Consider the following 15676-nt stretch of genomic DNA (forward strand, 5'->3'; position numbering starts at 1 on the left):
CAGGCGGCGAGACGGGTGAGGTACCCGGAACCCGCCGCCTGTGACGCGCCGCAGAAGATCACTCCCTCGATCCAAACGTCCGCATTGGAGCGTGACAAGATCACTCAAGGAGGACATAAAAGGGCGAATCAGCGAGGTTCTCAGCGTCTTGACAGGCATCGGGACCATGCCTCACCGGCCGCTCCGCGAATGCCCGCCATCCCGCCGGGCCCCTTACCCGGAGCCACGACAGGCGGCACACCGCACGGGCCGAAAGACGTGGCAAGGCGAGCTCGAAGACGCCCTACGTCGAATCAACCGAACCTCGACACCCTGTCCTCTGGACGGCGATCCCGAATCGGCCCGCAAGGTGGTGAACATCCAGGCGACAGAGGATCACCTCAGCACGATGTCCACCCCGTGCTCCTCGAAGATGGCACGGATGACATCGAAGTAGGTCGAGTTGGCACCCGCTCCCTCGAATGAGAAGGCGAGAGATTTCCGAGCAATGTGCGAACGGTGCCAGACCAGCGTGAAAGGCGCCTCCGCTCCGAAGTGCCCACACAGACAGTCGCTCAGCGCGTCGAGATTCCAACCGAAGTAACCACCCGGCCCGTTGACCGCTTCCCCGATCGCCAGGTAGAAGCTCGCCTTGTCGGTGACGTGCGTTCCGTCGAGATCGTAGGTGCGTCCCGATGGGTGATCGGGGTGTCCTGTCCGCCAGCGGCTGTTGTGGCGGACGATGGTCAGCCATTCTTCTCTGTCTGTCCCCGCGTAGCCGGCCCACTGGTTGATCCGGTCGGGCCTGGCCGTACGCCAACGCTCCCAGACATGCCGTGCACGAGCGGAGGGAGTGTCCTCCCCCCAGCGGGCGACCAGGTCCACCCGTTCACGACCGAGCGGTGAGGGCCGCCAGTCGATGATCTCGCCCATCCAGAACTCCGCGAGCGGACTCCCTGCCATATCGAGCATCCGGAGCGCCTCCAGCCCCAGCGGGTTCCTCTGGCGGTAGCGCTTGGATCCGCTGAGGTAGTCACGCATCCGCTGGGAGGGGAGGCAGCCCAGGATTTCGACGGTCACATGTTCGTCGTCCTCCGGCGCCTCGACGAAGACGCCTTCGGCATCAAGGCAGGAGCCACAGATTTGCTCGTCTGCGTCAATCAGGAGGAATTTCGGCTGGACATCATCCACGTGTCTCACGCTCACCGGTAATCGGATGACATTGCTGTCACCGAAGATCAGAAAAGCCCCGAACGATAATCGCTCGGGGCGTTTGTGCTGCTCAGCTGCTGTGGTCAGGGGCGGGGTCGAACCGCCGACCTTCCGCTTTTCAGTCCATGTTGTCGCTGGCGCTGACGCCCCCCGGGCGTGAAAATCGGGAGTGGTTGCCCGCCGACGTCGTGTTCCGCCTGGTGCCGGTTCGAGGCCGTTTTTCAGTCTGACGCGGGAGCCGCTTGAGGGGCCCCCGACTGTCGCTTCGAGCACGTGAGCCCGGCTCTCCACTTTCCCCGCCGGCTCCCCGGGCAACCACCCATCCCCCACCCACCCCCGGGAGCCGTGAAGAGGCGAACCATGGAGGACACCACCTGCGAACCGCTCGAACTCATCGACCGCGTCGCCGCCATCGACATCGCCAAGACAGGGCTGGTGGTATGCGTGCGGGTCCCGCACGAGGAGCGGCCCGGCCGACGCCGCCAGGAAGTCCGCGAGTACTCCACTTTGATGTCCTCGCTGCTGGACCTGGCCGACTGGCTGCGCTGCCAGGACATCACTCTGGTCGCGATGGAGGCAACCTCGGAATACTGGAAGCCCGTCTACTACCTGCTGGAAGCCGAGGGCTTCACCTGCTGGCTGCTGAACGCCAAGCACGTCAAGAACGTCCCTGGCCGCCCGAAGACCGACAAGCTGGACGCGGTCTGGCTGGCCAAGGTCGTCGAGCGCGGCATGTGCCGTCCCAGCCTGGTGCACCCCAAGCCGATCCGACAACTGCGGGACTTGACCCGCTATCGGCGGACGTTGGTGCGTGAGCGTACCCGCGAGAAGCAGCGCGTGGAAAAGCTCCTGGAGGACGCGCAGATCAAGCTGTCCAGCGTGATCAGTGACGTCTTCGGGGTATCCGGCCGGCAGATGCTCGCCGCGCTGATCAACGGGGAACGCAACCCCCGGGTGCTGGCGCAGATGGCGCGCGGTGCCATGCGTGCCAAGATCAGCGTCCTGGAGGAGGCCCTGAGGGGGCATTTCACCGACGAGCACGCTTTCTTGTGCCAGATGATGGTCGAGCGTATCGACGACCTCACCGCGAAGGTCGAGCAGGTCTCCGGCCGGATCTCCGATCGGATCGCCCCGTATGCCGCCGCGGTGATGCAGCTGGATGAGATCACCGGGGTGGGCACCATCGCCGCCCAAGAGATCATCGCCGAGATCGGGGTGGACATGAGCCGTTTCCCCACCGCGGCTCACTTGGTGTCCTGGGCCAAGTTCGCGCCCATCGACAAGAACTCCGCCCGGCGCAAGAAGGGCGGCTCCACGGGGAAGGGCAATCCGTGGATCGCCGCCACCGTCGGGGAGATCGTGGCTACCACCTCCCGCTCCAACACCTTCCTCGGCGAGCGCTACCGGCGCCTCGCCCGCCGGAGGGGCCGAAAACGCGCCATCGTCGCCATCGGCAACTCCGTACTGACCATCATCTGGCACCTGCTATCCGATCCAGAGGCCCGCTTCACCGACCTTGGCCCTGACTTCTACCAATCCCGCCTGGCCACCCAGCGCCGTGAACGTGACCTGGTCCGCCAGCTCGAACACCTCACCGGCCAAAAAGTCACCCTGCAACCAGCCGCCTGACCCCACACTGCTCCGCACAACCAGTTCCGAAATCACCGGTCAAGGTTCGCTGCCGCCTGCCCACTAACGGACCGATTTTCGAGCCAGGCGGACCAATCACCCTGGTCGGGTAGCGGAGACCGTGGTCAGAGGGTCGTGGACGGTAGCCGAAGTGAGCCCGTGTGCGGGGACGTTGCTGTCAGCACTGCTGTCACCCTGTCGTCCCATGAGCTACGCATAAAGCCAAGAACCCTCCTGGACTGGTTAGTCCGGCTCGATAACCCATACATCGATCGTCGCCCCTGGGACCTCGCCAGCCCTCGGAAGGCGCTTGACAGCCGCGATGCGGTCGACTCTGTCATCGGCGGGCTGCGGTGTCCCCCGCCATGCCCTTATGCCGAAGACGCCTTCCATCGCATCAAGTGTGGGCTTGATGAGGTTATCCAGATCCCAGACCTCGTTCGCATTACGGGCCGTGGCAAGCCGGAACTCCAAACGAACAGCGAAACGCGCGTCCTGAGGCTGCACTCCGCTCGCAGCGATGGCCGATCGAACGGCATCTTTCCAAGGCTTTTCGTGGGCTGTAGCGAAGGTAGCAGGCCGACCGGTCACCTGAATCGTCACAACATGGCGATCCGTCATGCGCTCTAGGATCGCACGTCGCCTGCGCGGCCGAGATGACTCGAACCGCCTTCTTATCCGTAGCAAGGTCAAGGACGTCCACAGCCGTCCACCGCTGGCACAAACGCCTGCTCAGAGGCGGTATCTGGCGTCGGAGATTCCAGCGATGTCCATGGTCGTCCAGGGCTGTTGTTAGCACCGGCGTTAGCAAGATCTATGGATCGGCGAGTTTCCGTCTACGGCTCTCCGCACAAGATCTCAATTGCCTGAATCACGTCAGTGACGACGTGATCCGCGCTGTGCTCATGGCCGGGCCAGGTGCTGCGATCGACCCAGATCATCTGCAGTCCGGCCACGCGACCGCCAGCTACGTCAGCGGTGAGGTGGTCACCGATCACCCATCTGCCGTCGACAACGCTCATGCCACACCGCTTGGCAGCGATCTCGAATAGTCCAACCTTGGGCTTGCGGACGCCCTCGATGTCAGAGAGCGCGTAGGCGTCTACGGCCTCGGCCAACCCTGTCTGCTGGATCTTCCCAAGCTGATTGTCGGCCGTCCCATTCGTGACGACCGCGATGCGCCACCCTGACGCCCGCAGCCGGGCCAGGCCGTCCAGCACCTCGGGCCGACAGTGCACGAGGTGCGGCATCCGCCTCCGGTAGCGGCTCCACAGCACTTCGACCGGCTCCGACAGCATGAAGCGGTCGCGGACCTTGGCGAAGAACACCTCACGATGTGGATAACCGGCCTGGTCGAGTTCGAGTAGCCAGCCGATCGCCTCCCCGCTGAGCCGGTGTTCGTTGGCGAACTCCCTTGCCCAGCGCCGGAATGCCCCGTCAAGGTCGATGAGGGTGTTGTCCAGGTCGAAGAGTGCAAGCCGCTGCATATCGATCCTTACTTCGGATCCTTGCACAGTCCGGCCCGTCTCGGCCGGTGCCTGATCAGCGGGTCACTGCCAGGACCCGGCCGCGATGACCGCCCGTCGGTCCCGACCCGGAGCGATGTCTTCCATTCGCTGGCCGCTCAGGCGCTTTCAGAGGCTCTCAGCGCCGCTGATTCTTTCGGCGGCTCGCCCAGACGACGAAGCGGCCCGCTCCCCTCGGAGGGCGGGCCGCCTTGAAGTAGCGGCGGTCACGCGCGGCGGCGCAGGTAGCGGGCGCGGCGGCCGGCGTCGTGGAAGCCGAGCCGCTGGTACAGGGAGGCGGCCGGGTTGTTGTCGTTGACGCAGAGCCACGCCTCCCGGGCACCGTCGGCGGCCAGCGACCGCAGCGCCCTTGCCACCAGGTGGGCTCCGACCCGCTGGCCCCGCCAGGCGGGGACCACGCCCACCTGGTCGATCCAGTTGTCGATGATGTTGAAGAAGCCGACCGCCGTGCCGTCGGGACCGCGCGCGATCAGGGACAGGTCCGGCCGGTACCCGTCGTCCTCCCGCAGCCCATCCAGCCATTCCTCGGCCACCGGCTCGACGAAGCCGGGCCGGTCCGCGAAGGACGCCCGGTAGGCCGCGAACAGCTCGGAATCGAGTGTCACCGGCTCGGTGGTCACGCCGTCGGGATGGGCGACCTCCGGGAGGGCGGTGAGGTCGTGGCGCAGCACCCACTCGACGAAGGTCCGCTCGAAGCCGCGCGCCGTAAATAGGGCGTCCGCGCCAGGATTCCACGACTCGGTGGTCAGCAGCAGACCGGCGTCGCCGGCCTGCTCGTCTGCCCAGCTCAGCAGCCGGCTACCGACGCCCCGCCCCCGCCAGGCCGGATTCACCAGGCCGGTGCTGGTAGCCGGCTGCCCGGCGGTGCCGACGCTCACGGCCGCGACCAGGCCGCCCTCGTGCCAGGCGCCGAGGGTACGGGACTGGAGCAGCCGGGCTCGCAGCAGCGGAGAGCTAGTGAACAGCGGGAGGCCACCGTCGACGGCCAGGCACGCCTCGGCCAGTTCAGCCAGTGCCGCGAGGTGTTCCTCGCCGAACTCTTTCCAGGTCAGCGCGTCCATGCCCAGGTCCACCATGATCCTTTATTCTTTCACTGTCGCTGATCGCCCGACGGCCGGCCGTGGCGGCTGACGCCGGGCCGGCGCGGCGGTGCCGATGGGCAGTAAGTAGGCATCCCCGCCGGTGTCGCTGTCAACGCGGTTTCAGTCCCTCCGCGCGGCCCTTGAAGCGTCGGGGCGGGCGGTGTGTCAGGCGTTCGCCACCGTGATGCGCACCTTCGGCGTGCCGGAGGAGGTGCTGACCGACATTTGTCAGGTCTCATGATCTGCGTGACAGATCGTGCTCAGGACCTGTGTGACACTTCGCCGAGTGCTGGCGGAGTTGAGCGTGGTCGAGCAGCGGTACCAAGCCGTGCTGCAAGTGTCATCCGGGGCGAGCGTCACCGAGGTCGCCCGAAGGTTCGGAGTCTCCCGTCAAACGGTGCACAGATGGCTGGGCCGCTACCGCGATGCGGGCCTGGACGGGCTGTCGGACCGCTCATCGCGCCCGCACACCTCCCCGACCCGGATCCCGGCCGCGATGGAGGCGTTGATCTGCGAGCTGCGGCGCAACCACCCCCGCTGGGGCGCCCGCCGTCTGGTGTGGGAGCTGACCCGCCGCACCTGCCCCGGACCGGTGCCGTCCCGGGCGACGGTGCACCGGGTGCTCATCCGCCATGGCCTGGTGCAGCCCGTCCCCAGAGGCCGGCGGCGCGAGGACTACAAGCGCTGGCAGCGCTCGGAGCCGATGCAGCTGTGGCAGATGGACATCGTCGGCGGGATCATGCTGGCCGACGGCACCGAATGCAAGATCGTCACCGGGGTGGACGACCATTCCCGCTACTGCGTGGCCGCCACCGTGGTGGCCCGCCCCACCGGCCGGGCCGTGTGCCTGGCCCTGGCCGACGCATTGCGCCGCCACGGGATCCCCGATGAACTGCTGACCGACAACGGCAAGCAGTTCACCGCCCGCTTCGGCCGAGGCGGAGAGGTTTTGTTCGACCGGATCTGCCGCGAGAACGGCATCACCCACCGGCTGACCCGCCCATACTCGCCCACCACCACCGGCAAGATCGAGCGCTTCCAGTGCGCCACGAGGCGCATGGTCGTATCCCTGGATCATCCAGGAGGAACTCGAAGGGAGGTTCCTGGGTCTGATGGCTTACCCAACGCCGAAAGGCTGATGGGGACAAGAGCATGCCAGGAAACCAGAGACCGGGCTCAGCGTCAGGGACGGTGCTCTGGGGGACCCGTGTGACATGGCGAAAGCTGGATTGCCTGAATCCCAGTCTCCAGAAGATGGAAGTTCACATCCACCGGAAAGGCGACTGAAACCGGTGCCGGCCCTGCGACGTGGGTTGAAGAACGAATTCGCAACCTTCGGGGCCAGGAGCGACGCCCAGTGAGGGTGTTGAAGGAGACGAACGGGACGCCTAAATCACGCTGATACGTACGACCGTGACGAACGTGGGATCGCCTACAGGGCGCGAGCCCCATGGCGACGGAGGCCTCGTAGTAGTCGCCGGAGTCACGACCGGCCGAGGAGGACGGGAAAGCCGTCCGCAGGGCGAAGGGGGCCAGGTGATCGGGACACCGAGAGTCGGGAGGTATGCGTAATGCAGAGCGCCGAAACGGTGCTGGGTGTCCTGCGTGAGCGCGGCAGGCGCGGCCTGCCGCTGGAAGAGTTGTATCGGCAGATGTTCAACCCGCAGTTGTATCTGCTGGCCTACGGCCGCATCTACGCCAACAAGGGCGCGATGACGCCGGGGGTCACGCGGGAGACCGCGGACGGCATGTCGATGAAGAAGATCGACCGGATCGTCACCGCGATGCGCCACGAGCGCTACCGGTTTCGTCCGGTCCGGCGGACGTACATCCCGAAGAAGAACGGGAAGACGCGCCCGCTGGGCATGCCGACCTGGTCGGACAAGCTCGTCGGCGAAGTGGTCCGCCTCCTGCTGGAGGCCTACTACGAGCCGACGTTCTCCGACCGGTCCCACGGTTTCCGGCCCGGTCGAGGCTGCCACACCGCGCTGCGGGAAGTGGCCAACACCTGGACCGGAACCACGTGGTTCGTCGAAGGGGACATCTCCGATTGCTTCGGATCGCTCGATCATCAGGTGATGGTCGGGATCCTGGCCGAGAAGATCCACGACAACCGGTTCCTGCGGCTGTTGCGCAACATGCTGACAGCCGGATATCTGGAGGACTGGACCTGGAACGCGACGCTCAGCGGAGTCCCGCAGGGCGGCATCGCGTCCCCGATCTTGTCGAACATCTACCTGCATAAGTTGGACGTCTTCATCGAGAAGACTCTGATCCCCGAGTTCACTCGGGGAAAGCTCCGGGCACGCAACCCGGAGTACCGGGCAGTGGAGGGAGCGATCGTCAGAGCCCGCCGCAAGGGCGACCGCACGCAAGTGCGGGACCTCTACCGGCGGCTGCACGGCCTCCCCAGCCAGGACCCCCGTGATCCCGGCTACCGGAGACTGAGGTACTGCCGATACGCCGACGACACCCTGCTCGGGTTCGCCGGACCCAAGGCCGAAGCCGAACAGATCAAGCAGCGTCTGACGGAGTTCCTGCGTGACAACCTTAAGCTGGAGCTCTCGCCGGACAAGACACTGATCACCCATGCCCGCACCCAGCGGGCCAGGTTCCTTGGCTATGAGATCGCCGTCGCGAGCAGCGCGACCAGGACACGAAGACCATCCAAGAGCGACGGGCGCAACCGCCGATCGCTCAACGGGACGGTCGTCCTGCACGTTCCCGCTTCGGTGGTCAAGGCCAAGTCCGCCCCGTACTTGTCACGCGGAAAACCCGCATGCCGGAACCCGATGGTCAACGAGAGCGACTACAACATCGTCGCCAGATTCGGGGCCGAGTACCGGGGCATCGTCCAGTACTACCTGCTCGCCAGTGACGTCTTCCGACTGCACCGGCTGCGCTGGGTCATGGAAACCTCCATGCTCCACACCCTGGCCAGAAAGCACCGCTCGACGGTGACGAAGACCGCCGCCCGTCACAAAGTGAAGGTCGAGACACCGCACGGGCTGCGCACACGGTTCGAGGCCAAGATCGAGCGCGAGGGCAGGAAACCGCTGGTCGCCTGGTTCGGCGGCATCCCCCTGAAGCGGCAGAAGAACGCGGTCCTCACCGACCGCCAACACACCGGCCCCGTCTATCCCAACCGGCAGCTGGTCACCCGGCTGCTGAAAGGACGATGCGAGCTCTGCGAGCGAACGGACGACATCCAAGTGCACCACGTCCGCCAGCTCACCGACCTCGAACGGACCGGACAGCCGCAGCCCGCCTGGGCTACGGTCATGGCCAAGATCCGCAGAAAGACCCTCGTCATCTGCGGGAACTGCCACGACCTGATCCACGGGTACTCTGCATCACCGCTCACGCAGTAGATCGCTGGAGAGCCGGGTACTCGGAAACGGGTCCGCCCGGTTCGGAGGGAGGCCGAACGGAAAAGGACCAGCCCTACGGGCTGGCACCTCGCCGTTCGGCCGACCCTACCCAGACCCTGCGGCGCGAACTGCTCGATGAGCACGGCCCGTTCGACAGCGTCGAGCACGCCCAGCAGGTCCTGGACGCCTTCGTCGCCGACTACAACACCCACCGCCCCCACCAGGGGTTGGACATGGCCCGTCCCGCCGACCGCTTTCGGCCCCGCTGCGATGAGAGGCTGCCGCTGCGCCTGCCGGCGCCCCTCCACGCCGCAGGAGCGCTTTCCGCCTTTGAGACGGAACCTGAGCCCGAATCTCCCCCTGAGCCGGTGATGACGCCACTGCCGCTCAAGGCAGCAGGACCGGTGATACCAGGAAACGAGATCGATCCGGTGGATCTGGCCGTTGAGCTCACCCGCATCGTGCCCGCCTCGGGCAACCTGACCGTCTGCGGGCAGCAGTTCTGGCTCGGCACCCACCGCGCGGGCCTGACAGTCACACTGCGAGCCGACGCCGGCACCGTCGAGCTGCTGGCCGCCGGGGTGAGGATCAAGAAAGTGCCCTCCCGGCTCACCCCGCAGCACCTGCGACAGCTGATCGCCGAGGGCGGCACCCGCATCCAGCCCACCACCACACCGGCTCACCCCGGTGCCGGTGCGGCGGTCGAGGTGGAGCGGACCGTCAACGCCTCCGGCCTGGTCTCCCTCGGCGGCCGGCAATACCCGGTCGGCTCCCCGTTCGCCGGACGCCGGCTGACCGTCCGTCTGGAGGGCGCCGTGCTGCACCTGAGCGAGGGGCGCACGCTGCTGCGCACCCCTGCCCAATCCACTCACCGGCGAGGCCACGGCCCGCCTGCGCGATGCCCGCCCCGCCGGACCCGCACCCCAGCCGGCCACCGAACCCGTCCAGGTGCAGCGGCGGGTCAGCAGCCGCGGCTGGATCGCCGTCGCCGGACAGCGCATCGGCGTCGGCATCGGCCATGCCGCAGTGACCGTGACCGTCGAAGCAGCCGACGCCACCTTCCGCATCACCCGCGCCGGCCAGGTCATCGCCGAGGTCGCCCGCACCACCACCAAGCCCATCGCCCGGTTCAAAGTCCGCAAACCTCAGCGCTAGCAGGGGCCCCGCTCGGGTCGGTGTCACCAGGGGCAAAGTAGAGCGTTCGCGCAGGTCGTGGATGTCTCAGAACCGTCTCTCAGAACGTTCCGGTTGTGAGAGGAGTTCTGCGAGCGGTGACCTGGGCGAACGCCTCGTCGAACAAGGGAAACCCTGACCTCGCCCAATCGGTCATTTCTGCGAATCGCGCACTTTGCGATCCAAGGGATGGGCCGGGCATGAAACATGAAGGTTGCTAAGACAGATGGTGACCTTGGAGGCTCTCCTTAACGACGCGTACGACCTTCCAGGAGTGCCCTGTGATCATCGAGGATCTGTCCGAGCCGGAACTCGCCCTCTGGGAGGCGTTTCCCACAGCGCGTCCTGTGGATCTTCCCGGCACCCCCGTTCGGGCTGCGATCATCGCAAGGATGTTGCTCGGCGCCCGGGAACGCCTTGCAGGGCAGACGCCCGGCATGCACCTGTCCGGCGCCCGGATCGCGGGCCGATTGGACCTGTCGTACGCCGAGGTACAACACCCTCTGATCTTGACCAAGTGCGAGTTCGAGGAAACGCCGGTCTTCACCGGAGCCCGCACCGGCCTGGTGGACCTCGCGGCCTCCCGGGCACCCGGACTGCAGGCCGTAGACGCTGTGATCGGCGGGGCACTGCGCCTGGAAGGCTGCGAGATGGCCGGCCCGATCCAGCTCGCCGGGGCCCACGTGTCCGGGACACTGAATCTCAGCGGCGCAGCGATCCACGCACTTCAGGCCGTCCATGCCGACGGCCTGATTGTCGACCGTGATCTTCTGTGCGTGAACGCCGTCATCGACGGTGAGTTACGCGTTGTTGGCGCCAGGATCGGCGGGACGATGACCCTCGATGGCGCACGGGTCGGGCGGTCAGGCGGCTTCAGCCTCACCGCCGAGGGGGTCGTCATCGACGGCGGGTTGTCGTGTGCCCGCGGTTTCCGCTCCTGGGGGGAGCTGAGCGTGCAGGACGCCCGGATAGGGCGCCGGTGCGTCTTCAGCGGAGCCCAGCTGTCCAACCCGGACGGCATCGCCCTGAACGCGGAGAGACTCAGTGTCGAGGGCGGGCTGCGCATCGATGACGGCTTCTCGACCGAAGGTGAAGTCCTTCTGCGCGGAGCCCGCGTGGCTGGTTCGCTCCGTTTCGCGCAGGCGAGCCTCGCCAATCCGGGAAGACGCGCGCTGAACGCGCCGCTGATGGAGATCGGCAGCGGACTGCGGCTCACACCAGGTTTTGTGGCGAACGGAGAGGTCTTTCTGGACTCCACCCAGGTCCGCGGATCGGTCAACCTCGACGGCGGGACGTTGTCCAACCCGGGTGCGACGGCGCTTTCCCTGCGTCGGCTGGGGGTCACCGGCAGGCTCAGCTGCAGCGAAGGCTTCCGTGCCGACGGGGAGATCGTGCTCATCAACGCCCGAATCGAGGGCAGCTTGGAGTTTCACGGTGCCGCCCTCAGTAATCCCGGCGGGCGGGTTCTGTCCCTGTGGGAGGTGATCGCGGGCGGGGGCATCGACTGCTGCGAAGGCTTCGCGGCCACGGGAGACGTCTCGATCAGGAACTCCCGGATCGCCGCCACACTGTGCCTTGCGGAGACCACCATCGACGGTGACCTTCACCTTCGTGGTGTAGAAGCGGCTTCGCTGAAGATCGGGCCCCAGACGGAACTGCTGCGGGCCGTCGACCTTCGCCACAGTCGGGTCGGCGTACTCGATGACGCTCCCAGCCGGTGGCCTGCTCACGTCCTGATGAACGGCTTCACCTATGACAGCCTGGAGGCTCCCCTGCCTGTCCAGGAGCGACTTGACTGGCTGGCCAGGGAGGACTACCAACCTCAACCCTATGAGCAATTGGCCGCCGTCTACCGCCGGCAGGGCCACGATGAGGCTGCTCGGGACGTGCTGCTGGCCAAACAGCGTCGCCGCCGCTCGGGGCGGCGGCTCGGGGCACGGCTGTGGGGATATATGCAGGACTGGACCGTCGGGTACGGCTACCGACCCTTCCGCGCTGCGCTCTGGCTCGCAGCCCTTCTCCTTATCGGCACGGTCGTTTTCACCGCCCACCAGCCACCGGCCTTCAAGCCAGGCGAGGCTCCCCCCTTCAACGCCTTCCTCTACACCCTGGACCTGCTCCTCCCGATCATCAGCTTCGGACAGGAGAGCGCCTTCGGCCCGCGCGGCGCACAACAGTGGCTCGCCGCGGCGATGATCACTGCAGGGTGGATCCTCGCAACGACCATCCTGGCAGGCCTCACTCGCGCACTCTCCCGCCAATAACGCGACCAGAAGCGGCCACCTTGACGCCCTCTCAGCAGCCACTGACAGGGTGATCTACCTAGGAGCTGGGGGCCACGGTCAGCAGAGCACCCCCGTCTCTGCCGTCACCCAGAGTTACTTTGCCCCGGGTGACGCGGACCCGAGTGGGAGGCCTAGCAGAAAGATCACAGCGGCAGGTAGAACTGCGTGCATGGATCCGGTGAAACTGCAGCAGGCTCTGGACGACGTCTTCGACCAGGCCCTGCTCCGCCACGGCTTCACGAACTACATGCGCGACTACCAACTCGTGATCCACGCGACCACTGATCCGCGAAGCGGGATCGCGCCGGCGACGCTGCGCTACCTGTTCCGCCACTGCGTGCAGGCCACCTGCACCACAACCGTGCCCGCCGACACCTGGCGCAAGTCCCTCGATGACCGGCTCATCACCTACGAAACCGGCGTCGACCTCGACGGATACGTCTGGGGCGTCAACTGGCAGGATCTCTACCCCGGGGCCACGCTCATCGCCGACTCACCGGCCGCCCGACACTGGGCCGCAGCGGTCGGCATCGACTTCCACGAGGTCCGGATCCAGACCAACGCCCATGACCTGAGTCTGGTCTTCTCCGACCTGCAGGTCGAAGAACTTCCGTCCCAGTGGCAGGGACCGGACCACAAGTTTCCGATTCAATAGGCGTCGGAGAGCAACAGATCATCTAGCCGGAGTGTCACCTACCTCCTGAGCCGGATCTGTCGCAGAGGTCTTGGGGCCTGACATTCCAAGCGCTACCCGCTGACCTGGGAAAACGCCTACTGCTGTCGTACGCGGCCAGTCGCTTCAGCGGTAGTCGTCAGCGTGTGGGCTCATATGCGCAGCGGGGTGCAGATGAACCAGCAGATTTGGGTGGTGGTCGGCGGCGACCATGGTGTTGTGATCAGTCCAGGCTGAACCGGTCGTACATCGCCTCAAGCTGGTCTTGGCGTTGTGGGTCTCCGAGCATGATCCGGATTCGCGCGAGGTGTCCGTCGGTATCGTGGTCGGCGGCAACAGGGAAGAGCCCATCGCCCCAACTGGTCATGAAGCACATGGTCCGGGTGCCATCGACCTCGATCGTTCCAGCCTCGTGCTCTGCAGCTCTGACCTTGGCCATAACCTGCCAGTGGTGGGAGTGGGGTCGAAAGTCGACCGCGATCATCCGTTCTGGAATGGCCTGCTTCCACTCCTGCAAAGCGATGGCACGGTCAGTGGCCTCGTCGACAGATAGGTCCGCCCACCCGTACACCCCATCCTCGCCCGGACTGGCCAGGGGGGAAGCGCCGAAGTGAGCAGCCGCCTCCTGTACCGATCGTCCCCAGAACGCAACGTCGGCCATGCCGTCGATCGGCTCCTCGTGCCGCCACGCTCCCAGCGCGTCGGCATCGACGAGGCTGAGCCGGCTCGCATCCACCCCGACATGGCCAAGGAGCCTGGTCGATGTGGGTTGCGTGGAGCGCACACTCAGTGAGATCGATTCCCACCGCACACCGATTCGCCCGTAATCCCGGGGAGTCGCTATCACCGTGACTTCCTGATCAGTGGGTAGGCCACCGATCGCCACGACCGGAACGCCGTTCATGATGAACTCCGAACCACCGGCCCGTACCGCGTGTTCGACGCGCTCACGATGCGCCACCCGCGGTTCTTGGCGTTCTAGCCAGGCCCCGAAACCATGCGCCTGGCAATGCGCGGCGAAGGTACTGGTCAATTGCTCGACACCGTGTCCGGGGATGTCGTAGAGCCACGTGCCCGACTGGCGGTTGAAGGATCGAGCGGCCGACTCGGCGTGGGGGCCGGCCACGGCCAGGTCGGCCGACGCGCGAATGCTCTCATGCAACGCTGGGTCGTCCACAGCGGAGAACATGGAATCGTCCGCTACCGGTGGCGTGTCTCCTGACCATGAACCCAGATAGCCAGTGTCGGCGATCACCAATCGCCCGGACGGGCAGGTGATCGCCCCCAGCAGTGTCGGGGCATCAGTCGCCATCCAGGCAGTATGCCGCAAACCCTTCTAGAGCCTGATCAACAGCACTGCACGTCCGCCTGCGTATGCCCGCGTATTCACATGTACGTCGGCTGATGGATCGTTCGGGCTGGGGAGTCGTATCGTGATGTGCGCTCAAGCTTGGTCGGGAGGGGTAACGATGCTCGTCAAGGTCCCGGTGCCCAAGTACAAGGTCAACCGCGGCCTGACCGTGGCTCAATCCCGCCTGGTCCTCAAGGCCGCTCACGAGCACCGGCTGTCAGCCCTCTACGTCCTGGCGCTCTGCCTCGGGCTGCGGCGCGGGGAGCTCCTCGGGCTCCGCTGGGTGGACATCGACCTCGACGGCGCGAAACTCGAAGTGATCCAGACCCTTCAGCGTGTCGAGGGCCGTCTCCAGTTCGTCCGGCCCAAGACCAACGACTCCGAGCGAACCGTCCCGCTCCCCTCCTGATGTACCCCGAGTTCGGTGGAGTCGGCTTGGTTGACTCTCATGCCAGCTGGGCGTTCGGGTAAAGCATCTCGTACTCGATGGGGGTGAGCATCCCCAGGGCACTGTGTCGTCGTTGCCGATTGTGGAAGATCTCCAAGTACTCGAAGATCGCATTCGCCAGTTCGATGCGGGTCTTCCACCGCTTGCGGTTGAGCAGTTCGGTCTGCATCCGTCCCCAAAACGACTCGATGACCGCGTTATCGAAGCAGTCACCGATCGATCCCATGGACGGGACCAGTCCGGAGGCCTTGGCGCGCTGGGTGAAGGCCCAGGAGGTGAATTGCACCCCGTGATCGGAGTGGATCAGCGTTCCGGTCAGCGGTGTGCGGTTATGGATCGCCATGCCGAGCGCATTGGTGACCAGCGTCGCGGTCTGACTGGCATCGATGGACCACCCCACCACGCGGCGGGAGTAAACGTCCAAGACGACGCAGCAGTAGACCTTTCCTTCACGGGTGGGGTGTTCGGTGATGTCGGTGACCCACAGCTCGTTGGGGGCGCCCCGGGCGAACTGACGGTCGACCAGATCCGCGGCGGTGGGTGTCTGATGAACAGGCCGGCGGCGCTTGTTGCCGGGCAGCCCCTTGATACCGGCGCGATGCATCAGCATGGCCACCGCACCGTGTCCGACCGCGATGCCGCGCCCCAAGGTGAGCTCGGCGTGCACCCGCCGGCCGCCGTAGACGCTGTTGGATGCGGCGTGCACCTGCCGGATCTCGTCGGTCAGCCAGGCATGCCGGAGCGTCCGGGCTGAGGGCGGACGGTTGCGCCAGGCGTAGAAGCCCGACTCTGACACGTTCAGGATGCGGCAACAGACCTGGATGGGGAGTCCTTCGGCGGCCATCACCGCGATGGCCTCGAACCGCCTTTTGGGGGCACCGCCTCTCTCAACAGCTCGGCGGCACGCCTGGTCACGGCCAGCTCGGTCTCCAATTCGGCGATCCGGC

Annotated in this window: 12 protein-coding genes and 2 pseudogenes; 8 read left to right on the plus strand and 6 right to left on the minus strand. The window is 66.0% G+C overall.

Annotation, left to right across the window (positions count from 1 at the left end):
- Positions 1-375: 375 nt before the first annotated feature.
- Positions 376-1464 (minus strand): barstar family protein, encoded by a 1089-nt coding sequence (locus ABT130_RS24420; protein ID WP_350958884.1) that lies wholly within the window; start codon positions 1462-1464, stop codon positions 376-378.
- Positions 1465-1551: 87 nt separating this feature from the next.
- Between ABT130_RS24420 and ABT130_RS24425 the strand changes: the two genes are divergently transcribed.
- The gene (locus ABT130_RS24425) at positions 1552-2820 is read left to right on the plus strand and encodes an IS110 family RNA-guided transposase (RefSeq protein ID WP_350958887.1); all 1269 of its coding nucleotides are present in this window, start codon (positions 1552-1554) and stop codon (positions 2818-2820) included.
- Between the two features lie 243 nt (positions 2821-3063).
- On the opposite strand, the gene ABT130_RS24430 is transcribed toward ABT130_RS24425, so the two are convergent.
- From ABT130_RS24430 to ABT130_RS24440, 3 genes are all read right to left on the minus strand, one after another.
- The gene (locus tag ABT130_RS24430; RefSeq protein WP_350958890.1) at positions 3064-3441 is read right to left on the minus strand and encodes a RusA family crossover junction endodeoxyribonuclease; all 378 of its coding nucleotides are present in this window, start codon (positions 3439-3441) and stop codon (positions 3064-3066) included.
- Between the two features lie 215 nt (positions 3442-3656).
- Entirely contained in the window at positions 3657-4307 is a 651-nt protein-coding gene (locus ABT130_RS24435; RefSeq protein ID WP_350958892.1) for an HAD family hydrolase, read from the minus strand.
- Positions 4308-4552: 245 nt separating this feature from the next.
- Entirely contained in the window at positions 4553-5422 is an 870-nt protein-coding gene (locus ABT130_RS24440) for a GNAT family N-acetyltransferase (protein ID WP_350958895.1), read from the minus strand.
- Positions 5423-5726: 304 nt separating this feature from the next.
- Between ABT130_RS24440 and ABT130_RS24445 the strand changes: the two are divergent.
- The 6 genes and pseudogenes from ABT130_RS24445 to ABT130_RS24470 form a co-directional block, all read left to right on the plus strand.
- Positions 5727-6509: pseudogene (locus ABT130_RS24445) on the plus strand (IS481 family transposase); the annotation flags it as partial.
- 490 nt (positions 6510-6999) lie between these two features.
- Positions 7000-8799, plus strand: coding sequence for a reverse transcriptase/maturase family protein (locus ABT130_RS24450; protein WP_350958898.1), 1800 nt, complete (start codon positions 7000-7002; stop codon positions 8797-8799).
- A 116-nt stretch (positions 8800-8915) separates the two neighbouring features.
- Positions 8916-9032, plus strand: a pseudogene (locus ABT130_RS24455) (integrase core domain-containing protein); the annotation flags it as partial.
- Between the two features lie 715 nt (positions 9033-9747).
- On the plus strand, positions 9748-9954 hold the full coding sequence (locus tag ABT130_RS24460; RefSeq protein ID WP_350958916.1) for a hypothetical protein: 207 nt from the start codon (positions 9748-9750) through the stop codon (positions 9952-9954).
- Positions 9955-10253: 299 nt separating this feature from the next.
- Positions 10254-12236: a hypothetical protein gene (locus ABT130_RS24465; RefSeq protein WP_350958901.1), complete on the plus strand. Its 1983-nt coding sequence runs from the start codon at positions 10254-10256 to the stop codon at positions 12234-12236.
- Positions 12237-12426: 190 nt separating this feature from the next.
- Positions 12427-12912 (plus strand): YxiG-like protein, encoded by a 486-nt coding sequence (locus ABT130_RS24470; protein ID WP_350958904.1) that lies wholly within the window; start codon positions 12427-12429, stop codon positions 12910-12912.
- A 241-nt stretch (positions 12913-13153) separates the two neighbouring features.
- Here the strand turns inward: ABT130_RS24470 and ABT130_RS24475 are convergent, their stop codons facing one another.
- Positions 13154-14242: a hypothetical protein gene (locus tag ABT130_RS24475; protein WP_350958906.1), complete on the minus strand. Its 1089-nt coding sequence runs from the start codon at positions 14240-14242 to the stop codon at positions 13154-13156.
- A gap of 157 nt (positions 14243-14399) precedes the next feature.
- Between ABT130_RS24475 and ABT130_RS24480 the strand changes: the two genes are divergently transcribed.
- Positions 14400-14690 (plus strand): site-specific integrase, encoded by a 291-nt coding sequence (locus tag ABT130_RS24480; RefSeq protein ID WP_350958909.1) that lies wholly within the window; start codon positions 14400-14402, stop codon positions 14688-14690.
- A 37-nt stretch (positions 14691-14727) separates the two neighbouring features.
- Here the strand turns inward: ABT130_RS24480 and ABT130_RS24485 are convergent, their stop codons facing one another.
- Entirely contained in the window at positions 14728-15663 is a 936-nt protein-coding gene (locus tag ABT130_RS24485; protein WP_350958913.1) for an IS3 family transposase, read from the minus strand.
- Between the last annotated feature and the right edge of the window lie 13 nt (positions 15664-15676).

The organism is Streptosporangium sp. NPDC001681 (genome assembly GCF_040298085.1).
Classification (GTDB): Bacteria; Actinomycetota; Actinomycetes; order Streptosporangiales; family Streptosporangiaceae; genus Streptosporangium.